Source organism: Mycolicibacterium iranicum, assembly GCF_014190915.1.
GTDB lineage: Bacteria > Actinomycetota > Actinomycetes > Mycobacteriales > Mycobacteriaceae > Mycobacterium > Mycobacterium iranicum_B.
Map to the genome: position 1 here is coordinate 43,787 of NZ_JACHVU010000018.1, position 20,755 is coordinate 64,541.

General features: G+C 68.9%; 17 protein-coding genes. 6 read left to right on the forward strand and 11 right to left on the reverse strand.

What is annotated here, in order from left to right; translation table 11 throughout:
* Nucleotides 1–57 precede the first annotated feature (57 nt).
* Nucleotides 58–1,887, forward strand: coding sequence for an MFS transporter (locus FHR72_RS24820; protein WP_183473722.1), 1,830 nt, complete (start codon nucleotides 58–60; stop codon nucleotides 1,885–1,887).
* Here FHR72_RS24820 and FHR72_RS24825 read toward each other — a convergent pair.
* From FHR72_RS24825 to FHR72_RS24845, 5 genes are all read right to left on the reverse strand, one after another.
* Nucleotides 1,884–3,275, reverse strand: a complete 1,392-nt coding sequence (locus FHR72_RS24825) for an NAD(P)-binding protein (protein WP_183473725.1) — start codon at nucleotides 3,273–3,275, stop codon at nucleotides 1,884–1,886. The two genes, FHR72_RS24820 and FHR72_RS24825, sit on opposite strands and share 4 nt — an antisense overlap.
* A gap of 24 nt (nucleotides 3,276–3,299) precedes the next feature.
* The gene (locus tag FHR72_RS24830; RefSeq protein WP_183473728.1) at nucleotides 3,300–4,658 is read right to left on the reverse strand and encodes an FAD-binding oxidoreductase; all 1,359 of its coding nucleotides are present in this window, start codon (nucleotides 4,656–4,658) and stop codon (nucleotides 3,300–3,302) included.
* Nucleotides 4,655–8,086, reverse strand: coding sequence for a TM0106 family RecB-like putative nuclease (locus tag FHR72_RS24835; RefSeq protein ID WP_183473731.1), 3,432 nt, complete (start codon nucleotides 8,084–8,086; stop codon nucleotides 4,655–4,657). Before FHR72_RS24835 ends, FHR72_RS24830 begins: the two co-directional genes overlap by 4 nt.
* Nucleotides 8,087–8,218: 132 nt before the next feature.
* Entirely contained in the window at nucleotides 8,219–9,076 is an 858-nt protein-coding gene (locus tag FHR72_RS24840; protein WP_183473733.1) for a mechanosensitive ion channel family protein, read from the reverse strand.
* Nucleotides 9,077–9,149: 73 nt separating this feature from the next.
* Nucleotides 9,150–9,713 (reverse strand): LppP/LprE family lipoprotein, encoded by a 564-nt coding sequence (locus FHR72_RS24845; protein WP_183473736.1) that lies wholly within the window; start codon nucleotides 9,711–9,713, stop codon nucleotides 9,150–9,152.
* A 144-nt stretch (nucleotides 9,714–9,857) separates the two neighbouring features.
* On the opposite strand from FHR72_RS24845, the gene FHR72_RS24850 reads away from it, so the two are divergent.
* From FHR72_RS24850 to FHR72_RS24860, 3 genes are all read left to right on the forward strand, one after another.
* On the forward strand, nucleotides 9,858–11,543 hold the full coding sequence (locus FHR72_RS24850; protein ID WP_183473739.1) for a DEAD/DEAH box helicase: 1,686 nt from the start codon (nucleotides 9,858–9,860) through the stop codon (nucleotides 11,541–11,543).
* The gene (locus tag FHR72_RS24855) at nucleotides 11,540–12,691 is read left to right on the forward strand and encodes an acyltransferase family protein (RefSeq protein WP_311736250.1); all 1,152 of its coding nucleotides are present in this window, start codon (nucleotides 11,540–11,542) and stop codon (nucleotides 12,689–12,691) included. Before FHR72_RS24850 ends, FHR72_RS24855 begins: the two co-directional genes overlap by 4 nt.
* Nucleotides 12,692–12,761: 70 nt before the next feature.
* Complete coding sequence (locus FHR72_RS24860; protein ID WP_183473742.1) at nucleotides 12,762–13,478, forward strand: siderophore-interacting protein; 717 nt, start codon at nucleotides 12,762–12,764, stop codon at nucleotides 13,476–13,478.
* Here FHR72_RS24860 and FHR72_RS24865 read toward each other — a convergent pair.
* From FHR72_RS24865 to FHR72_RS24875, 3 genes are all read right to left on the reverse strand, one after another.
* Nucleotides 13,463–14,053, reverse strand: a complete 591-nt coding sequence (locus FHR72_RS24865; RefSeq protein ID WP_183473745.1) for a TetR/AcrR family transcriptional regulator — start codon at nucleotides 14,051–14,053, stop codon at nucleotides 13,463–13,465. The two genes, FHR72_RS24860 and FHR72_RS24865, sit on opposite strands and share 16 nt — an antisense overlap.
* Nucleotides 14,053–15,294, reverse strand: coding sequence for a cytochrome P450 (locus FHR72_RS24870; protein ID WP_183473748.1), 1,242 nt, complete (start codon nucleotides 15,292–15,294; stop codon nucleotides 14,053–14,055). Before FHR72_RS24870 ends, FHR72_RS24865 begins: the two co-directional genes overlap by 1 nt.
* Nucleotides 15,295–15,357: 63 nt before the next feature.
* On the reverse strand, nucleotides 15,358–16,719 hold the full coding sequence (locus tag FHR72_RS24875; protein WP_183473751.1) for an FAD-binding oxidoreductase: 1,362 nt from the start codon (nucleotides 16,717–16,719) through the stop codon (nucleotides 15,358–15,360).
* A gap of 61 nt (nucleotides 16,720–16,780) precedes the next feature.
* Here FHR72_RS24875 and FHR72_RS24880 point away from each other — a divergent pair, with 61 nt between their 5' ends.
* Nucleotides 16,781–17,125, forward strand: coding sequence for a hypothetical protein (locus FHR72_RS24880; protein WP_183473754.1), 345 nt, complete (start codon nucleotides 16,781–16,783; stop codon nucleotides 17,123–17,125).
* Here the strand turns inward: FHR72_RS24880 and tap are convergent.
* Nucleotides 17,100–18,365, reverse strand: coding sequence for a multidrug efflux MFS transporter Tap (gene tap, locus FHR72_RS24885; protein ID WP_183473757.1), 1,266 nt, complete (start codon nucleotides 18,363–18,365; stop codon nucleotides 17,100–17,102). The genes FHR72_RS24880 and tap overlap by 26 nt on opposite strands.
* 66 nt (nucleotides 18,366–18,431) lie before the next feature.
* Nucleotides 18,432–19,115, reverse strand: coding sequence for a sensor domain-containing protein (locus FHR72_RS24890; RefSeq protein ID WP_183473760.1), 684 nt, complete (start codon nucleotides 19,113–19,115; stop codon nucleotides 18,432–18,434).
* Between the two features lie 112 nt (nucleotides 19,116–19,227).
* Here FHR72_RS24890 and FHR72_RS24895 point away from each other — a divergent pair, with 112 nt between their 5' ends.
* Complete coding sequence (locus tag FHR72_RS24895) at nucleotides 19,228–20,061, forward strand: uracil-DNA glycosylase (RefSeq protein ID WP_183473763.1); 834 nt, start codon at nucleotides 19,228–19,230, stop codon at nucleotides 20,059–20,061.
* A 12-nt stretch (nucleotides 20,062–20,073) separates the two neighbouring features.
* Here FHR72_RS24895 and FHR72_RS24900 read toward each other — a convergent pair whose 3' ends face one another.
* Nucleotides 20,074–20,676, reverse strand: coding sequence for a TetR/AcrR family transcriptional regulator (locus FHR72_RS24900; protein WP_183473766.1), 603 nt, complete (start codon nucleotides 20,674–20,676; stop codon nucleotides 20,074–20,076).
* Nucleotides 20,677–20,755 lie beyond the last annotated feature (79 nt).

Sequence of the window (20,755 nt, forward strand, 5' to 3'; positions counted from 1 at the left end):
ACCGTAGCGTCGGGCCGAACTGATCATCTCCTGATGGATATCTGACTGACTCCCACCATGTTCGATTCTGTGACGCCGCGCGCCCGGGGCGCCAACCCGTGGCATGCGCTGTGGGCCCTGCTCATCGGGTTCTTCATGATCCTGGTCGACGCGACGATCGTCGCGGTCGCCAACCCGGCGATCATGGCCGGCCTCGGCGCCGGCTACGACTCGGTGATCTGGGTGACGAGCGCCTACCTGCTGGCCTATGCGGTACCGCTGCTGGTGGCGGGGCGCCTCGGGGACCGGTACGGGCCCAAGAATCTGTACCTGGCCGGCCTCGCCGTCTTCACCGCGGCGTCGCTGTGGTGCGGGCTGGCGGATTCGATCGGCACGCTGGTCGCCGCCCGGGTCGTCCAGGGCGTGGGCGCGGCGATGCTGACGCCGCAGACCATGACCGTCATCACGCGGACGTTCCCCGCGCACCGTCGCGGGGTGGCGATGAGCGTATGGGGCGCCACGGCGGGGGTGGCCACGCTTGTGGGCCCCCTGGCCGGCGGGGTGCTCGTCGACCATCTGGGCTGGCAGTGGATCTTCATCGTCAACGTGCCCGTGGGCATCCTCGGCCTGGCCCTGGCGGTCTGGCTGGTCCCGTCGCTGCCCACCCAACCGAACCAGCGGTTCGACGTGCCCGGCGTCGTGCTTTCCGGCGTCGGGCTCTTCCTCGTCGTGTTCGGCCTGCAGGAGGGGCAGACCCACGACTGGGCCGCCTGGATCTGGGTCACCATCCTCGCCGGCGTCGCCGTGATGGCGGCGTTCGTCTACTGGCAGAAGATCAACACGGGCGAACCCCTGATCCCCCTCGTCATCTTCCGCGACCGCAACTTCTCCATGTCGAACCTCGGCGTCGCGGTCATCGGCTTCGTCGCCACCGGGATGATCCTGCCGCTGATGTTCTACGCCCAGGCGGTCTGCGGGCTCACCCCGACGCGCGCGGCGCTGCTGACCGCCCCGATGGCGGTCGCCACCGGGGTGCTGGCCCCGTTCGTCGGCAGGCTCGTCGACCGCTCGCACCCGCGGTCGGTGGTCGGCTTCGGCTTCTCTCTGATGGCGATCGGCGTTACCTGGCTGTCCATCGAGATGACGCCCGACACCCCGATCTGGCGTCTGGTGCTGCCGCTGACGGCGATGGGTGCGGCGATGGCGTTCATCTGGTCTCCGCTGGCGGCCACCGCCACCCGCAACCTGCCCCCGCAGCTGGCCGGTGCGGGCTCCGGTGTGTACAACACCACCCGGCAGGTCGGCTCGGTCCTGGGTAGCGCCGGCATGGCAGCGCTGATGGCCTCCGAGCTCTCGTCGAAGCTTCCGGGCCCGGGGGGCGCGTCCGCGCAGGCCGGAGGCCAGGTCGCCCAGCTCCCCGGGTTCCTGCACGCGCCGTTCGCTCTCGCGATGTCCCAGTCCATGCTGCTACCGGCCTTCGTCGCGCTGTTCGGCGTCGTCGCCGCGCTGTTCCTGCTCGGGTGGTTCGGGACGCCGGCAGTGTCGGGGCCGGCATCGCAGGCGTCTGCGACGCGGGAACCGCAGGAGGTTTTCGATCCCGACCACGACCTCTACTGGGCCGACGGCGAGGACGACTACGTCGAGTACGAGGTGACCTGGGAGGACGACGAGGCCCACGAGCCGGCGCCGGCCGGCGCCCTGGTCGACACCGATGTCCTCGAGCGGGTCACCGATCCGCGCGGCTCCGACGTCGAACCGCCGCAGCGCGAGCCCACAACCGAGCGGGAGTGGCGCAGCATCCTCGACGACCTGCTCGACGAGCAGAACGGACGCGGGCACAACGGCTCCGGCGTACCGGCGGTCGGCGACGGCCCGGGGGCCGTCGACGGCCGGCACTCCCGCAGCTAGGCGCCGCCCATCAGCGCGGCGAGCTCGCCGTTGGTTTTGGTGAGCGCCACCGCCAACGCGCCCATCGCGCGATCGCGGACCCGCTCCTTGCCCGGCGGGAATTCGGGGAACAGGTTGCGGACCGCATTCAGCCGCGCCGCCTGCAGCCACGACATCAGTTCCGGGTCCTGCACCCAGCGCATGGTGGCGGTGTTGTCCTCCATCGCGTGCCGGAGCCAGTCGATCGGGACGTCGGGATGGGTGATCGGGACACACAGCTCGTTGCGCGTCGGGTCGTCGCCGTAGGTCGCTTCGACGTGGGCGATGAACGCCGAGCTGAACACCTGCTGACAACTGCGGACACTCTGCAGGGTGATCCGGTCGCCGTCGAACACAGGTACCGACGGCGGGCGCGGCAGGCCCTGGGTGGTGCAGTCGACGTACAGCGACGGACCGGCGGCGAGGGCGCCGTCGCGCAGCCGGATCCGGTCGTGCTCGACGTGCTCGAGGTGGCCCAGCCGCACCACGTCCTCGATCAGCCGCAGATGCTCCAGCTCACGCTCGGACACGATCGCGCAGTGGTACATCGTGGGCTCTACCGACGGGTCCAGTCGGAACAGGATCTCGGCGGCCTCCAGCCGCCGGAAGAGGTCGTCGGGCGACGACGCCTCCGCGATCGCCTCCATCCTGGCCGCCATGGACGCCCGCAGGCGCCAGGCGAAGTCGGCGCCCGGCTGGATGTTCGCGCGGTTCAGCAGCCACGAGTCGCGCGGCTTGACCCACCGCACCTTCTGCGCGGGGACGCCGTTGCGCAACAGCCACAAACAGCAGTCCATACCCGTCTTGCCGCCACCGACGACGGTGAAGTGGTCGTGGTCGCCGGCCCGCCTCGGTAGGTCGTTGGGGGCGACGACGCCGATCCCGTCGGCGACCGAGAACGGCGCCGAGCGCATCGATTGCACGATGGTCAGCAGGTAGGTCGCATCGACGGTGCGGCGCCGCACGGTCACCTGCTGCTCGCGGCCGTCGAGGGTGCGGATCCGGCCGTCGCCGAGGTAGCGGGTCATCGGCAGGTAGGTCAGCCGCCCGGTGGGCAGCATGTGGTTGCGCATCACCTGGTCGTAGTAGGCGCACACCTCGTGCCCGCTCGCGAGCTCGAAGAACCCCTCGTTGAAGCCGCTGCGGTCGACCGAGTCCTCGTTGCCCAGTGCGTGCGAGTTGACGCCGTAGTAGGCCGAGGGCTGATGCAGGCGCACGAACGGGTAGACGGAGTTCCAGTGCCCGCCGGGCTGGTGGTTCTCGTCGACGAGCACGATGGTCGCGTCGCTCTCGGCCAGGAGGGTGTCGACGAACGCCATTCCCATGGCGCCCGCTCCCACGACGAGGTAGTCAGCTTCGATGCTGGTCATCGTGGGCCACGGTACAGAAGTGGGTCAGCTGAACAACACCGCGCGGTTCAGATAGCCGGTGGGGTCGAAGGCGGCCTTCACCGCGCGCATCGTGGCGATGTCGGCCTCGGTGCGGGCCATCGCGAGGTAGTCGCGCTTGCGGGTGCCGACGCCGTGTTCGGAGCTGACGTTGCCGCCGTGGCGCGCGATGAGCGTCATCATCGCCGAGTAGAGCGCACGTTCGTCCTCTCCGGTCAGGTCGAAGCGCACGATGTTCAGGTGCAGGTTGCCCTCCCCGATGTGCCCGAACAGCACCGGAATCGCCTCGGGCGCATGCTCGGCGACCAGCGCGACGGCGTCTGTGGCGAACTCCTGGATGCTCGAAAGGGGAAGCGAGACATCGAATTTCAGTGGCGGACCGTAGACGCCGAGAACCTCGGCGACCGCTTCGCGCACCTGCCACAGCCGCTGCTGGGCAGTGGTGTCCACACCGACGGCCGGTTCGCCGCACAGGTCGGCGTCCTCGAGCGCGTCGGCCAGTCGGTCGGTCAGATCGGTGTCGCCGGACAGCTCGATCAACAGCTGCCACGCGCCGTCGACGGGCGCGGCCACCCCGGCGTGTTCGGCGGTCAGCGCGCTGGCCCGGGCGTCGATCAGTTCCAGAGCCGCGATGCCTTCCATGTCGCGGAAGGCGCGGCCGGTCGCGATGAGGGAGTCCAGGTCGGCGAAACCGCAGATGGCGGTGACCCGGTGACGCGGAAGGGGGTGCAGCCGCAGATCCAGCGCGGTGATCACCCCGAGCGTGCCCTCCGCCCCGACGAACAGCGACGCCAGGTCATAGCCGGTGTTGTCGCTGCGCACCTGGCTGTGGCGGTGCACCACGGTGCCGTCGGGCAGCACGACGTCGAGCCCGATCACCTGCTCGCCCATGTTGCCGTAGCAGACCGTGCGCAGCCCGCCGGCGTTCGTGGAGGCCATGCCGCCGACGGTGGCGGAGTCCCGCGCCGCGAGGTCGACCCCGAACACCAGGCCCGCGGCCGCGGCGGCCCGCTGCACCTCGGCCAGCGTCACGCCGGCGCCGACCCGGACCCGGCGCTCCTCGACGTCGACGTCGCCGAGGTCGCGCAGGCGCTCCGTCGACAGCAGGACGTCGTCGTGTTCGGGCACAGTGCCGGCGACCAGGGAGGTGCGCCCGCCCTGGACGGTGACGTTGACCCCGGCGTCGCGGCATGCGCGCAGCACAGCGGCCACCTCGTCGGTCGACCCCGGACGCACCAGCGCCGCCGCGTGGCCCCGGTAGCGCCCGGTGTGGTCGATGCTGCGACCGTCGAGCACGTCGCCGTCGGTGATCACGTGGGCGGCTCCGACGATCCCGGCGAGCTGCTCGGTCAGGGCTGAGGTCACTGGGCCGGTGTATCACACGGGGCCAGGGACAGGAACGCGCCCAACTCCACCAGCCGGTCGGGGGTGCCCGGCAGATACTCCGTCAGGTGTCCGGAGCGGACGACGACCGCCAGGTACTTCGCCCGGCTGACGGCCACGTTGAGTCGATTCCTGTTGAGTAGGAACGAGATTCCGCGGGGCACGTCGTCGATCAACGACGCGGTCATCGACACGAACACCACCGGCGCCTGCTGGCCCTGGAACTTGTCCACGGTGCCGGCGCGCACCTCGCCCAGACCGGCCGCGTCGAGGCGCCGGCGCAGCAGCACCACCTGGGCGTTGTACGGGGTCACGATCAGCATGTCGCGCTGGCCCAGCGGCCGGGTGCCGTCTTGATCGGTCCACGTCGTCCCGAGCAGCCCGCGGATCTCACCCACGATCGCGTCGGCTTCCTCAGGGCTCTCGTTGGCATTGCCGAGGTGATCGACGGTCAGTGTCCTGACTCCGGGCGCCACCCCGTCGAGCGTGCGCGCAGCGGTCACCGCCTCGTGGGAGTGCAGGCGCCCGTCATAGGAGAGTCGGGAGACGGCCGCGCACACGTCGGGATGCATGCGGTAGGAGCGGTCCAGGAAATAGCCGCGTTCGGGTGGCAGCGTGTTGTGCCCGTCGACGAGCCAGCCCAGCGCGGACCCGTCGACCGGTTCGGGATGGGTGCCCTGACTGACCTGGGGGAGCTGCTGAGGATCGCCGAGCAGCAACAGGTTTCGGGCCGCCCGGGACACCGCCACGGTGTTGGCCAGGCTGAACTGCCCGGCCTCCTCGATCACCAGCAGATCGAGGCTGTCGCGCTCGAACTTGTTGGCGTTGGCGAAGTCCCACGCAGTTCCGCCGACCACGCAGCCGCCCTGGCAGAGGAACTCCGCGTAGTCGTCGCGGTCCAGTTCGGTCCAGCCGCTGCTGACCGTGTGCAGCTTCTTGCCGACCCGCGCGCCGTCCACCCCGGCACGCATCACATCACCGAACAGGTTCTCCACCACCGCGTGCGACTGCGCGACCACACCGATGGTCCACTCGTGTTCGGCGACCAGGGCGGCGATCACCTGCGCCGAGGTGAACGTCTTTCCGGTGCCGGGCGGGCCGTGCACGGCAAGGTACGACGAGTCGAGATCCAGAAGCGCACAGGTGATGTCGGCGACGGCGTCACCGGTGCGAGGCAGCGCGGCGCCGCTGCGGGTCCGCGGCGGGCGCCGCAGCAGGATGTCGGTGAGCGCGTCGGGCGGCAGCTGCGGCAGGCCGGCCGCAACCAGCGATGCGGTGTCGGCGATGGCGTCGGCGAGCATGCCGGTGTTGATCGGCGGCCCGGGGGTCAGCGCGAAGGGCACCTGATCGAACACGTCGCCGCCCTTGGGCTGACGCTCGACGATCACGACCTCAGTCGGCGCTTCGGGGTCGTCGCATTCGGCGACGGACACGGTCGCAAAGCCGCGCCGGTCCGGGTCGTCGGACAGCCCGACGGGGCACGGCGGGTCGTAGAGGGCGTACATGTCCCGGTTCAGCTCACCGGTGGCGATCTCACCGCGCAGCCGGAGGTGGCGTTGCTGTTTGCGGGCTTTCGGCGGCTTGTGCCAGTCGGCCACGATCTCGTGATTGTCGACGATGAACACGCTGCTGTCGTCGGCCCACTCGTCGACGGGGTTGTTGACGCGGTCGAAGTGCCCCCACCAGAACGGTTTGTCCTCGCGCTTGTGAAAACCCTTGGCGGCGGCCAGCATCGCCGCGGCGACCTGCTCGGCCGACCGCGCCTCGATGCCGTCACCGGCGAACTTCAGGAGTCTGCGTTCGACGTCGTCGACCTCGACGACACCGGTGTCGGCGTCCTTCGACACCGCGAGGGGCCCGCGCGGCGGAACGCCGGACTCGATGGCGCGGGCCATCATCCAGTCACGCAGCCTTCGCGTCGAACGGCAGTCGTAGCGGTTGTACCCCTCGATCTCCTTGAGCACGGTCGCGGCCTCGTCGGTGCGGCCTTCGTCGCGCAACGTGCAGTAGCGGGCGTACTCGGTGATCGACGCCGTCGCCGTCGTGACCTCGCCGTCACGCAGCTCGGTGCCCATGTACAGCGGCTCCAGCGACTTGATGCTGTAGTTCTCGGTGCCGACGCGAATGCTCTTGCGCACCAACGGATACAGGTCGACGAGCACACCGTCGCGCAGCAGCTCGTCGATCTCGAGCTCGCCCACGCCGTACCGGCCGGCCAGCCGTAGCAGCGTGCTCTTCTCGTAGGCGGCGTAATGGTAGATGTGCATGCCGGGATAGCGGCGTCTGCGCTTGCGCACCATCGCCAGGAAATCCTTGAGGGCCTGCCGCTCGTCGTGGCGGTCGTGGGCCCACAGGGGATGGAAGTCGTCGGAGACGGTGAGCACGCCCCACAGGTATTCCAGGCCCCAGTCGTGGCCGTCGACGGTCCACAGCGGGTCGCCCTCGAAGTCGAAGAACAGGTCGCCCTTGTCGGCGTCGGGCAGCACCATCAGCGGCTGCGGATCGACGAGCTCGTAGGGCGGTTTCACGGTGCCGTTCTCGACGACGCGGTCGGCGACCTGCAGGCGGGCCTGCGAGGTCAGCGCGGTGACGGTGCGTGAGGACAGCTCGGCGACCGGGCCCTGGTGGGTGGCCAGCTCGTGCACGGTCGTGATGCCCGCGTCGATCAGCCGGGCCCGCTGGCTGACCCGCATTCCGGCCACGAGCAGCAGGTCGTCGGACGCGCGGACCTGCTCGTCGCATTCGGCGCAGCGGAAGCAGGCCCGGACGTGCTGGTCCTCCCAGGTGACCGCCCTGCCGCCGGACAGGTGGTCGTCGAGCAGCCGCTGCAGGGCGTCGCGGCGGGGCCGGTAGACGGGCAGCAGTTCGTCGACTCCATAGCTGACGACGGCGCCGTCGCCGAGCACCAGGTCGACCTCCGGAGCGACCGGCACCGCGGCGGCGGTCAGCGTCTCGACGTAGGCCGCCATCTGCAGCAGCGCCTCGACCTTGACCGAGCGCGCCAGCTTGGTGTCGCGCAGGCGATACCGAGGTCCGTCGGGGCCGTCTTCGAGGAGCAGGAAGTCGGCGAAGCCCACGAAGCGGCCGTCGAACATGGCGGCCTGATAGACGACGGGCGCGCGGTCGGCGATCGCGGCCAGGGTCTGTTCGGCCGCGGCCGTCAGCCCCGCGACGGTGTACTGCGGCCGGCCGATGATCGCGACACCCGCCTCGCCACGCAGCGCCGAGAGGTGGCGCTGTTCGTGTTGGGCTCCGAGTTCTGCTGTGCGGGCCAGCAGTTCGTCGTCACCGGAGGTGGGTGGACCCCAGCCGAGCCGGGCGTCGAAGGAGCGCAGCAGCGCGTACTCGCACCGGGCCGCGGCGGCCAGGTCCGAGGCGCTGTAGACGACCCGGTCGTCGGTGACGAACACGCCCGCAACTGTAGGTCAGCACGCCGACACCACTCACCGCCGAACTGAGGTTCCAGGCTGCGATTGCGCTGCGCGCAACGACCCGGAACCTCAGTTCGGCGCCGCGGGAGGAGCGGCCGCGGGGAGGAGCGGTTACTGCGGCCCGTTGTAGCCGGGCGTGGGCGGGTAGGGCGGCTGCGTCGGCTGGTAGGGCTGCTGGGTGGGCTGATACGTCGGCTGGTACCCCTGCTGCGGGGTCTGGCCGTATCCGCCCTGGACACCCGTGGGCGCGCCGGTGAAGGCCGGCATCTGCTGGGTCGGGGTGTCCACCGGGCGGCGCTTGTCGGCCTCCTCGCGGATCTTGCGGCCTTCTTCCTCGGCGCGATTGAGGTAGTCCTCCCACCGGTGCTGCATCGGCTTGATGAGGCCGCCGCCGACGCCGACGATCAAGATGCCGCCGATGGTGCCGAGGATCGCGACGAGCACGGGCAGCGTGACGGTCAGGGCGATACCGACCTGGTTCAGCGCGGCGATGATGCCCAGGCCGAGGATGAAGATGCTCGCGATGTTGGCCAGCATGCGTCCGTAGGACAGCCCGCCCAGGGCGTTGGACACGAGGTCGCGCACCGCGGCGGCGATCGCCGCGGCGACCACGACGATGATCAGTGCGACGAGCAGCTTGGGCAGGAAGGCGATCACTCCGGCGAGCAGTGCGCTGACGGGGTTGGGTCCGAAGACGCCGAACGCCAGCTGCAGGACGAACAGCAGAAGCGCGTAGTAGACGATCTTGCTGACGATGGTCGACGCGTCGTAGTTGCTTTGCTGAAGGGCACGCTTGATGCCCCCGCGTTCGACCGCGCGGTCGAAGCCGACACGCTCAAGGATCTTGTCGATGGCCTTGGCGATCAGTTTCGCGACGATCAGACCGACGACGAGGATGACGATAAAGGCCAGCAGTTTGGGGGCGAATGTGGCGACCGAGCGCCACATGTCCCGAAGGGCATCTTCCATGGGTTCACTCCTCCGTGAGCGTCAATTTCCCGACCTGGCCGCGGCATACCCGGCGTCAGGGATGGGAAACGAATTAGCGGGGAGTGTTGCCGATCAGCTCGACACCGCTACCGTTCCAGCGGAACTTCACGACGCTGGCCAGGCCGGGTACGCCGCTGGAGTACTGCAGGGCGACCGTGTCGCCGGTGGTCTGGGTGGTGTCGAGACCGTTGAAGCCGTAGGTGTCGGGCACTCCGGTCGGGATGAACTTGCCCTGATGGAACAGCACCGCGCGGGTGTTCGGGTTCTCGGCGTTCGTATTGGCCTTGACGATGACGGCCGACAATTGGGCGCACTGGCTGTAGTTGCCGGCCAGCGGCTCGGGGTTCCAGCCCTGGTTACTGCGCGGGTCACGGGGGAGTTCGGAGACGGCCTTGGTGATCTCCGGAGCGGCGAGATCGATGGCACACGGGTCCGCGGCGGGGGCCGGCCCGGGTGGCGGGCCCAAGGGCGGCGCCGACGTGGTGGGCGCCGACGGGGCAGGCGCCGGGGTGCTCTGATCAGGCGTTTTGGACACGGTGGAGTCGCCGGGACTGCAGGCGGTCAAGGTGAGGGCGCCCGCTGCAATCGCCGAGCCGATGACTGCTGCCCACTTCACAGTTGCGCACCGTACCGGGAGGGGGAGGGGAGCGCGTCGGAGGCGCACCGCGGCGGGCCGCGTAGGGGGCACCGCGGCGGGCCGCGTCCCTGCTTCGGCCGGGAGGCGAGAAGAGCCGCCGTCAGCCACTAGACTCCAACGACGATGACGTCCTCAAATGCGGAACCTGCGTCCGCCGACCTGACCTTTGCTGACCTGCAGATTCACCCTGCAGTGCTGCAGGCTGTCGCCGACGTCGGTTACGAATCGCCATCGCCCATCCAGGCGGAGACCATCCCGGCGATGCTCGCGGGCTCCGATGTGGTCGGCCTCGCACAGACCGGCACCGGCAAGACGGCCGCCTTCGCCATCCCGATCCTGTCGAAGATCGACACCGGCAGCCGCAACACCCAGGCGCTCGTCCTGGCGCCCACCCGCGAGCTCGCGCTGCAGGTCGCCGAGGCTTTCGGCCGCTACGGCGCCCACCTGCGGGTCAACGTCCTGCCCATCTACGGCGGGTCGTCCTACGTACCGCAGCTATCGGGCCTCAAGCGCGGCGCGCAGGTGGTCGTCGGCACGCCCGGCCGTGTGATCGACCATCTGGAGAAGGGCAGCCTCGACCTCTCGCACCTCGACTACCTCGTGCTCGACGAGGCCGACGAGATGCTGCAGATGGGCTTCGCCGAGGATGTCGAGCGCATCCTCGCCGACACTCCCGAATACAAGCAGGTCGCCCTCTTCTCGGCCACGATGCCGCCGGCGATCAAGAAGATCACCGCCAAGTACCTGCATGATCCGGTCGAGGTGACGGTCAAGGCGAAGACGCAGACGGCCGAGAACATCACGCAGCGCTACGTGCTCGTCGCGGGCAATCGCAAGATGGACGCCCTGACGCGTCTGCTCGAGGTCGAACAGGGCGACGCGATGATCGTGTTCGTCCGGACCAAGCAGGCCACCGAGGAGGTCGCCGAGAAGCTGCGCGCCCGCGGGTTCGCCGCGGCCGCGATCAACGGCGACATCCCGCAGGCAGTCCGCGAGCGCACCATCAACTCGCTCAAGGACGGGTCGATCGACATCCTGATCGCCACCGACGTCGCGGCGCGCGGGTTGGACGTCGAGCGCATCTCGCACGTGCTGAACTACGACATCCCGCACGACCCGGAGTCCTACGTACACCGGATCGGCCGCACGGGACGTGCCGGACGGTCGGGGACGGCACTGCTGTTCGTCACGCCTCGCGAGCGCCACCTGCTGAACTCCATCGAGCGCGTGACGCGGCAGAAGTTGGTCGAGTCCGACCTGCCCTCGGTCGACGACGTCAACGAGAAGCGTGTCGCCAAGTTCCGCGATTCGATCACCGACGCACTGGCCAAGCCGGGTATCGACCTGTTCCGCACGCTCATCGAGGGCTACGAGCGCGACCACGACGTCCCGATGGCCGACATCGCCGCGGCGCTGGCTCTGCAGAGCCGCAACGGCGAGGAATTCCTGATGACCGAGCCGCCGCCGGAGAAGCGTCGCGAACGCCCCGACCGTGACCGGGGTGAGGGTCCGGCGCGCAAGCCGCGGGAGCGGCGCAGCGACCTGGCCACCTACCGGATCGCCGTCGGCAAACGGCACAAGGTGGCCCCCGGCGCGATCGTGGGCGCGATCGCCAACGAAGGCGGGCTGCATCGCAGCGATTTCGGGCACATCACCATCAAGATGGATCATTCGCTCGTCGAACTGCCTGCCAAGCTTCCCGGCAAGACTCTGAAGGCGTTGGAGAACACCAGGATTCAGGGGCAGCTGATCCAGCTCCAACCCGATCGCGGGCCCAAGCCGCATCGGGGGAAGCCCACGACGAAGTGACCTCGCCCGTGCGTTCGGGCGAGTCTGGCGTCGAGGCGGCCGGGGGACTGGAGTCGGTCACCACGGAGCGGGTCGCATCGCTGACGGGCATCCGGGCTGTCGCGGCCCTGCTGGTGGTGCTCACCCACGCGGCGTACACGACGGGTAAGTACCCGCAAGGCTATGTGGGCCTGGTGTATTCGCGGATGGAGATCGGCGTGCCGATCTTCTTCGTGCTGTCGGGTTTCCTGCTGTTCCTTCCGTGGGTCAAGGCCGCGAAGGCCGGTGCGCCGTCACCGTCGGTGCGGCGCTACGCCTGGCATCGCGTGCGCCGCATCATGCCCGCCTACGCGGTGACCGTCCTCGCGGCCTACCTCGTCTACCACTTCCGCACCGCCGGCCCGAACCCCGGTCACACGTGGGAGGGGCTGTTCCGTAACCTGACCCTGACCCAGATCTACACCGACGACTACCTGTATTCGTTTCTGCACCAAGGGCTCACGCAGATGTGGAGCCTGGCGGTGGAGGTCGCCTTCTATGTGGCGTTGCCGGCGTTGGCCTACCTGCTGCTGGTCGTGGTGTGCCGGCGCCGGTGGCGTCCGCGGCTCCTGATGGCCGGGCTGGTGGTGCTGGCGGCGGCATCGCCGGGGTGGATGTGGCTGGTGCACACGACCGACTTCCTGCCCGACGGCGCGAAGCTGTGGCTGCCGGGCTACCTCGCGTGGTTCATCGGCGGGATGCTGCTGGCGGCTCTACAGCCCATGGGTGTGCGCGCCTACGCGTTGGTCTGCGTGCCGCTGGCAGTCGTCAGCTACGTCATCGTGTCCACGCCGATCGCCGGGGAGCCGACCACTTCGCCGGCCGGGCTGCACGAAGCGCTTCTCAAGACCGCGTTCTACGCCGCGATCGCCACCCTGGTGGTGGCGCCCCTGGCGCTGCGGGACACGGGCCTCTACGCGCGGTGCATGGCGAGCCGGCCGATGATCTTCCTCGGCGAGATCTCCTACGAGATCTTCCTGATCCATCTCGTCACCATGGAGCTGGTGATGGTCGAGATCCTGCGCTACCCGATCTACACGGGGTCGGTGTGGCTGCTGTTCTTCGGAACGCTGATCGTGACCATTCCACTGGCGTGGGTGCTGCACCGCTTCACGCGCGTCCGCACCTGACGGGAAACCCGGTCAGGCAGATAGTTAGGTTAAGCTGACCTAACTATCTGCAGCGAGGGGTGATGAGTTCATGTCGGACACCAAGTTGTCGCGCGGTTTCGCGGGCGCAGTGCTCAAGCTTCTGCGCGCGGGCGACTACGAGCTGACGGTCACGGGGCGCACCGAGGTGACCCCGCACTACCTGCGGCTGAGCTTCGAGGCCGGCGGTCTGCTCGCCGACCGCGCCCTGCACCCGACGATGTGGATCAGGATGTGGTTCACCGACGGGGAGAAGCTGCACCAACGCGGCTACACCCTGGTCAACCCCGACCCGGAGAACGACACCGTCGACATCGAGTTCGCGGTGCACGACGGCGTCGCGTCGCGGTGGGCCGAGCAGGCGCAGCCGGGGGACAGGATCGAGGCCACGGTCCTGGGCAGCAACTTCTCCCTGCCGGAGCCGAAGCCGGCGGGGTACGTCATCGTCGGGGACACGGCCTCGCTGCCCGCGATCAACTCGCTGCTCGACGCGATCGGCGACGCCCCCGCGCGGGTGTTCCTGGAGGCGTCCCACGACGACGACAGGCAGCTCCCGGTCCGGCGCAGTGCGGACGTGACGTGGGTGGACCGGGAGAACGCCGGTGAGGCGCTGGTGGCCGCGGTGGGCTCTGCGGCCTTCGATGCGTCCGACCACTTCGGTTGGGTCGGCTGCGACAACCGCACCACGCGCGCGGTGGCCAAGCTGCTGCGCGAGGAATACAAGATCCCGCGCAAAGCGGTCAAGGCGCAGGCCTACTGGGTGGCCTGATCGGCGGCCTGGCTCGGCAGCACGATCGGCACGACGAACTCTTCGAGCATCGCGCGCTCGTCGGCTTCGTCGTGGCCGGGGAACAGCATCAGCGAGGTCATCACCCGCACCAGCCATCGCGACCGGTGCGCGACCTTCTCGGAGTCATCGGGGCCCAGCGAGATGACGAAGGCCTCCGTCAGGGCTTTGATGACCTCGGACTCCTCGGCCATCTCCGCGCCGATCGGGCGCTGCGTGGTCGCGAACCAGGATGCCAGCGCCGGGCTTTCGCGCACGTTGCGCAACGACGACAGCATCCCCTCGATCAGCCGGTCGCGGGGATCGTCGAACGACATGATCTGCTCGGTCATCTCGCGGTAGAGCCGGTAGCTCTCCCGATGCACGTAGGCCGTGTAGAGCGCTTCGCGGTTCTCGAAGTAGCGGTACAGCGTGGCTCTCGAACAGCCTGCGGCCGAGGCGATCTCGTGCATGCCGACGGTGGCGGCGGCCTGAGAGGCGAACAGTTCGCCCGCTGCGTCGAGGATGCGGTCGGCGGCCACCTCGGTGCGCCGGGCGGCCAGCCAGTCGCCCGCCATCAGCCGGTCACCGTGAAGGGCACCGACAGCGGCCGTCGGACGTAGCTGCCGCCGGACCAGACGATCCCGGCCTCGTCGACCTCGAATTCGGGTATCCGCGTGAGCAATTCGGTCAGTGTGACCCGGGACTGCATCCGGGCCGCCGCGGCGCCGAGGCAGTGATGCGCGCCGTGGCTGAACGTCAGGATGTTGCGTGGTCTGCGGGTGACGTCCAATTCGGCCGCGTCTTCGCCGAAATGGCGCTCGTCGCGGTTGCCCGAGCCGTAGAGGAACATGGCGCGACGACCTTCAGGGATCGTCACGTCGCCGATCGTCACGTCACGGGTGACGGTGCGACCCAGCATCTGCACCGGTGAGGTCAACCGCAGGAACTCGTCGACCGCATCGGGGATCAGCTGCGGGTCGTTGGTCAGAAGCCGACGCTGGTCCGGGCGTTGATGCAGCAGCTGTACCGAACCGCCGAGCATGCCGGTGGTGGTGTCGTTGCCGCCGGTGACCATCGTGAACGTGAACGCCAGGATCGACAGCACACCGGAGATGTCGCCGTCGGCCCCCACACCCGCAGCCACCAGGTGGGAGACCGTGTCGTCCTCCGGTTCGGCGCGGCGGCGTTCGATCAGCGACGTGAAATAGCCCATCATCTCGCCGAGCGCATCCCCCAAAGTGCCCAGTGCGCCGCCGATTCCGCCCTCGCTGGTGTTGGCGGCCACGATCGCGTCGGTCCAGCCGTCGAACTTTCCGCGATCGGCCTCCGGTACCCCGAGGTAGTGCGCGACCACCATGGACGGCAGGGGTTTGAACAGTTCGGCGACGATGTCCCCGCCCCCGGCCGCCCTGATGCGCTCCAGACGGTCCACCACGTACTCGCGGACCTTCGGCTCCACGGCCTCGACCTGGCGCGGCGTGAAGCCGCGCGCGACCAGCTTGCGGAATTCGGTGTGCACGGGCGGGTCCTGCATGACCATCGGCGGATTGTCGGCCAGGCCGATCAGGTCGAGCTCGCCGTAGTTGACCGTCAGCCCCTGCGCCGAGGAGAACGTCTCGTGGTCTCGTGCCGCGGCCCAGATGTCGGCGTGGCGGGACAGCACGTAGTAGTCGCGATCGGGCTGCTCCTCGGGGACGACGTGGTGGACCGGATCGTGGTCGCGCAGCGCGCGGTACATCGGCCACGGATCACGCCAGGTCGTCGCGTCCGCCAGCTCGAATCGCACCGGCGAGCTGTGAGACAAAGTTGCCGTCATGTCTTGTTCGTACGACAGTCGGCGCGCAATGTCAATCAGGGGACCGCATCGCCGCAGGTCGGGTCAGATCGCTGCACCCGGGTTCAGGATCCCGTCCGGGTCGAGTGCCTGCTTGATCCGCCGGTTCAGCTCCATCGCCTCGGGGCCCAGCTGACCGGCCAGCCAGGGGCGCTTGAGGCGGCCGACACCGTGTTCGCCGGTGATCGTCCCCCCGAGTCCCACCGCGAGGTCCATGATCTCGCCGAACGCCTGCTGCGCACGCTGTTCCATCGCGGAGTCGGACGGGTCGAACACGATGAGCGGGTGGGTGTTGCCGTCGCCGGCGTGGGCGATCACGGAGATCAGCAGATCGCGGTCCGCAGCGATCTTCTCGACGCCGCTGACGAGCTCGGCCAGCGCCGGCAACGGCACGCCGACGTCCTCCAGGAGGAGCGATCCCTTGGCCTCCACGGCGGGTATCGCATAGCGCCTGGCGGCGACGAACGCATCGCCCTCCTCAGGGTCGGATGTCAAAAACACCTCTTTCGCACCGTGTTCGGTGAACACCTCGGCCATGTATTCGGCATCCTGGGCCCCCGCTTGCCCGCGGTCGTCGCTGGCGGCCACCATCATCGCCGCGGCCTCGCGGTCCAGGCCCATCTTCAGCTTGTCCTCGACGGCGTTGATGGCCGTGGAGTCCATGAACTCCAGCATCGAGGGCCGGATCTTGCCGGTGATGGTGACGACGGCGTCGGCGGCGGCTTCGACGGAATCGAAGGTCGCGACGACCGTGCAGGCCGAACTCTGCGCGGGCAGGAGCTTGAGGGTGATCTCGGTGACGATGCCGAGGGTGCCCTCGCTGCCGACGAATAGCTTCGTCAGGGACAGGCCCGCGACGTCCTTGAGGCGTGGCCCACCGAGTCGCACCGCGGTGCCGTCGGCCAGCACCACCTGGAGGCCGAGCACGTAATCGGTGGTCACGCCGTACTTGACGCAGCACAGGCCGCCGGCGTTGGTGGCGACGTTGCCGCCGATACTGCAGATCTCGAAAGAAGACGGGTCCGGCGGGTACCAGAGCCCGTATTCGCCGACGGCCTTCTTCACCTCGGCATTGAGCAGGCCCGGCTGCGCGACGGCGGTGCGGGTGACGGGATCAACGGTGATGTCGCGCATCTTCTCGGTGCTCAGCACGATGCCACCGTCGAGAGCCGTTGCGCCGCCGGACAATCCAGTGCCCATTCCGCGGGGGACGACGGCGACGCGGTGGGCGGTGGCCCACCGTAGGACCGTCTGGACCTCCTCGGTGCGGCGCGGCCGGACCACCGCTGCCGGGGTGCCGGCCCCGGGATCGGCCGCGCGGTCCTGGCGGTAGGAACGAAGGATGTCGGGGTCGGTGACGACCGTGCCTTCGGGGAGTTCGGCGATCAGGTCGGCCAGCGCGTGCACAGCGCCAGTCTAGGACCGGCCGGTGTGATGTTACGGGCGTGTTAACGCTATTGTTCGTCGCATGCGGGACAGTGTGGTCTTCGCCCAGGTGAAGTCGTTGCAGAACCGGAAGCGGTCAGCGCTGGTGTCGCCCGCCGCTCTGGAGATCCACGTGCGCGCCGTCGCCGATCGCAAGGGCGCGGCCTACCCGGCCTTCGTGCCCGACGACCGTCTGGACGCGATCGCACCGGGGCCGGTCACGACGATGGCCGCCCTGGAACTCTGCATGGCCGGCATGTGGTACCGCGCCTCGAACGGCTACGTCGTCGCCGACCTCGATCTGATCGAACACTTCGCCCGTCCCGTCGGGCGCCGCTGGGTGCGCGCGATCGGCCGTTTCCTCAGGGAGTACCTGAGCCCGGTGTAGGGATCGACTCGGGCCGGTCGAGCTCGCGAAGAGCGGGCAGGAACACCGCCACGACGCCCAGCGCAAGCATCGGCAGCGACAACGCCAGGAACGTGGCGTGCAGCCCGGCCGCATCGGCCAGCGGTCCCGCCAGGATCAGCCCCAGCGGTCCCGCGGCGTAGGCCAGCGATCCCATCACCCCGACGACGCGCCCGCGCAGGTGCTGCGGGGCGCGGGTCTGCATCACGTAGTTGTAAATCGGCGCGATCGGCCCGTAGACGAAGCCGACCATCGCGCACAGCACGAGGATGACGGGCAGCGGCGGGAGGAACGCGATCACCGTCATCGCCACGCCCAGGGTCAGGACGGCGGCCAGCATCACTGTGCGCCGCTTCATGTATCGCGACATCACCGCGTAGCCGAGCGCTCCGACGAGGCCGCCGATGCTCAGCGCCATCAACACCCACCCCAGCTGCGCCGGCTCGTCGCGGTCGGTGAAGTACTTCGGGAACAGCACGCTCTCCATCGGCATGTACAGGCCCGTGGCCGCGAGGTCGATGAACGCCAGCGTGCGCAGGACCTTGTTGTGCCAGACGAAGCGCAGACCTTCGAGGATTCCCGCCCACACCCCGTCGGACATCGCGGTCGGATCGGGTCTACCGGCGCCCTCGAGGCGCAGCACCCCGATGGCGAGGATGGACAGGACGAACGCCGCGGCGGTCACCCACATCGTGTCGATGCCGCCCAGGGTGGCGATGAGCAGACCGCCGATGCCGGGGCCGACGATGTAGGCGAGGTTGAAGATCGCTTCGAACACCGAGTTGGCATGGTCGAGCGTCCAGCCGGCGCGCTGGGCGGCCTCGGGCAGCATCGTCTCCCTCGCGGTCATCCCGGCGGGGTCGAAGAACGCTCCCAGCGCCGCGAGGGCCGCCAGCACGCCGACGTTGATCACGTCGACGCCGAACACCAGCGCGAGCACGGGGACCGCGGCCACCGACAGCGCCGACAGGGCGTCGGCGATCATCGACACCCGCCGGCGGCCCAGGTAGTCGACCGCGGCCCCGGCGATCAACGTGGCGGCCAGCAGCGGCAGCGTTCCGGCCATCGCCACGATCGAGGCATCGAGTGCAGAACCGTTGCGCTGCAACACCAGCCACGGAAACGCCACAATCGAGATGCCGTTGCCCGCGCCGGCCATCAGCGCGGCGAACAGGATGAGCAGCAGAGGCACACGCCTACCCGGCGCTTTGTCGGTCGTCATGGGATACCGCCGGGAATGTAGCAGTGCCGATCGCGGCGTGACGAGCGGTTTTTCGCTGTCAGCCCGCTACCACTGGGCGTTCACCTTCGCCGCGATCAGGGTGGCGATCCGGCGTGCCGAATCACCCGGGCTCGCGCTGCAGGTATTCACGTCGACGATCACGTTGTTGCGGTGCACGAGCGCGCGCCCGCATCCCCAGCCGGGCGCGGCCGCGTCCTGCTGCATCGCGACTGTGCTCAGGGTGTCACCCTCGGTGACGATCTCGCCCACGGTCCATATCGAGCCGCTCTGGGTGTGCGTGTACTCGTGACATGCGGGCCATTGGCGGGTGGAGGCGTCGAAGAACTCGGCCGCCTTCTCCAGGTACGGGTAGAGCACGACCGACTGCTTGAGGTAGTGCTTCCAGCCCTCGCCGTCGTTGAGGCTCTGATCGCGTTCGGCCTGGTAGCCGCTGTTGGCATAGACCTGCAACTCCGCGGCGCCGTCGACGGCGAGGCACTCGACGGGCGCCATGATCGCGCTGTTGTCCGACATCGCCGTCGCGGACTCGGTGACCGTCATCGCGGGCACCCCCATCTCGTCGGCCGCTTCCTCAGGGCTGAGCAGCAGCTCGCCCAGCTCACGTTCCACCAGCGGACGGGGAATCATCGTCCTGGTGGGTGTGGCGGACTCGGCGCTGCTGATCGTGCTGGCACAGCCCGTGACCAGGGTGCAGATCCCCGCGATAGCTGCCGTCGCTCGTCGTCGCATATGTCTCCCCATTCGAAACCGTTCGACGAACAATGGTGGAATACCTGTGCCGGAGCTCGCGTGAGGCAAACGGCGTTTCGAGGTAACGATGAACGATGCTTCTTGGTAACGAATGATGCTGCCCCATCCGCGAACCGGTGAACTCTTCCCGACCCCGGTGCGCCCGGGCACCGGGTGGCCCGGAGATCCGGCCACCCGCCGCACCGCGGTGGCCTCGACGGCCGCCGAGGTGACGGCTCTCGCCGCTGCGGCGAAAACCCTCAAGCAGCTCGATGCGGGGGTGTCGGTGTGCCGCGCGTGCCCGCGGCTCGTGGAGTGGCGGGAGGACGCGGCCGCGGTCAAGCGCAAGTCTTATGCCGACCAGCCCTACTGGGGCAGGCCCGCGCCGGGGTTCGGCGAAGCGCGGCCGAAGATCATGATCGTCGGCCTCGCACCAGCCGCACACGGGGCCAACCGGACCGGCCGGGTCTTCACCGGGGACCGGTCGGGGGACTTCCTGTTCGGATCGCTGCACCGGACCGGTCTGGCCAACCAGGCGACCTGCACCGACAGCGCGGATGGATTGCAGCTCAACGGCGTTCGAGTGGCAGCGGCGGTGCGGTGCGCCCCACCCGACAACGCGCCGCTCCCTGCCGAACGGACGACCTGTGCACCCTGGCTGGACGCCGAATGGCGGCTGACCGGCGCCGACGTCCGCGTGATCGTCGCGTTGGGCGGATTCGCCTGGCAGTCGGCGCTGGCGCTGATCCGCAGGACCGGCGGCACGGTGGCCAAGCCCGCGCCCAAGTTCGGCCACGGCGTGACCGCCCCCTTGGGCACGCCCGGGGGCGAGGTCACGCTCCTCGGCTGCTTCCACCCCAGCCAGCAGAACACGTTCACCGGGCGGCTCACGCCGGCGATGATGGACGACGTCTTCACCACCGCAATCGCGATCTCGCGGGAGTGACGAGCGTCGCGATCACGCTGGGTCGGCGCCGAGGAGTCGCTTCAACGCGGCGAACTGCGCGATGACGAGCGCCTCTGCCTGCGCACCGTCTGAGGCATCCACGTGGTCGACCGACCACCGGTCGAAGATCTGCAGCACTCCGAACGTGAGGTCGCACTGCAGCGACTCGGGGAGATCATCGGCGACGGCGCCGGTGCTGCGGCCCGCCTTCACTACCTCCTGCACCCAGTTGCGCGCCGCCTGCAGGCTGGTGGCCACGGACCGGCGCGCATCCTCAGGTGCTTCGCCGTAGAACATGCGGCCCAGGTTGCGCAGCGCGTCGTCGCTCGCCGCGGCCTGCGTCAGATGCACGAACAGCGCCTCCACCCGTGTCCAGAAATCGCCTTCGGCGAAATCGCGCGGCGCCGGTATGGCGACGGTTCCCGCGAGAAGTTCCAGCAGTTCGGTGACCACGAAGTCGAACAACTCCTCTTTGGAGTCGAACAGGTAGTAGAACGAGCTCTTGCTCATCGAACAGCGCTTGATGATCGCGTTCAGCGAGGCGTTCTCGTAACCCTGGCAAGCGAACTCGGTGGCAGCGGCATCGACGAGGCTCCGTCGCCGAGCGGCGGGCATCCGCGCAATCCGTCCTCGCTGCACCCTGCGAATATAGCAATGACCATTGTGTGGACCGGCCGGTCCACACAATGGTAAT

What these genes read in the sequence shown, in the direction of transcription:
- FHR72_RS24820 (WP_183473722.1), top strand. Translation starts at nt 58, where the DNA reads ATGTTCGATTCTGTGACGCCGCGCGCCCGGGGCGCCAACCCGTGGCAT.
- FHR72_RS24865 (WP_183473745.1), bottom strand. Translation starts at nt 14,053, where the DNA reads ATGGCGGGCGACTGGCTGGCCGCCCGGCGCACCGAGGTGGCCGCCGAC.
- FHR72_RS24850 (WP_183473739.1), top strand. Translation starts at nt 9,858, where the DNA reads ATGACGTCCTCAAATGCGGAACCTGCGTCCGCCGACCTGACCTTTGCT.
- FHR72_RS24895 (WP_183473763.1), top strand. Translation starts at nt 19,228, where the DNA reads ATGATGCTGCCCCATCCGCGAACCGGTGAACTCTTCCCGACCCCGGTG.
- FHR72_RS24880 (WP_183473754.1), top strand. Translation starts at nt 16,781, where the DNA reads ATGCGGGACAGTGTGGTCTTCGCCCAGGTGAAGTCGTTGCAGAACCGG.
- tap (WP_183473757.1), bottom strand. Translation starts at nt 18,365, where the DNA reads ATGACGACCGACAAAGCGCCGGGTAGGCGTGTGCCTCTGCTGCTCATC.
- FHR72_RS24860 (WP_183473742.1), top strand. Translation starts at nt 12,762, where the DNA reads ATGTCGGACACCAAGTTGTCGCGCGGTTTCGCGGGCGCAGTGCTCAAG.
- FHR72_RS24840 (WP_183473733.1), bottom strand. Translation starts at nt 9,076, where the DNA reads ATGGAAGATGCCCTTCGGGACATGTGGCGCTCGGTCGCCACATTCGCC.
- FHR72_RS24890 (WP_183473760.1), bottom strand. Translation starts at nt 19,115, where the DNA reads ATGCGACGACGAGCGACGGCAGCTATCGCGGGGATCTGCACCCTGGTC.
- FHR72_RS24900 (WP_183473766.1), bottom strand. Translation starts at nt 20,676, where the DNA reads ATGCCCGCCGCTCGGCGACGGAGCCTCGTCGATGCCGCTGCCACCGAG.
- FHR72_RS24825 (WP_183473725.1), bottom strand. Translation starts at nt 3,275, where the DNA reads ATGACCAGCATCGAAGCTGACTACCTCGTCGTGGGAGCGGGCGCCATG.
- FHR72_RS24870 (WP_183473748.1), bottom strand. Translation starts at nt 15,294, where the DNA reads ATGACGGCAACTTTGTCTCACAGCTCGCCGGTGCGATTCGAGCTGGCG.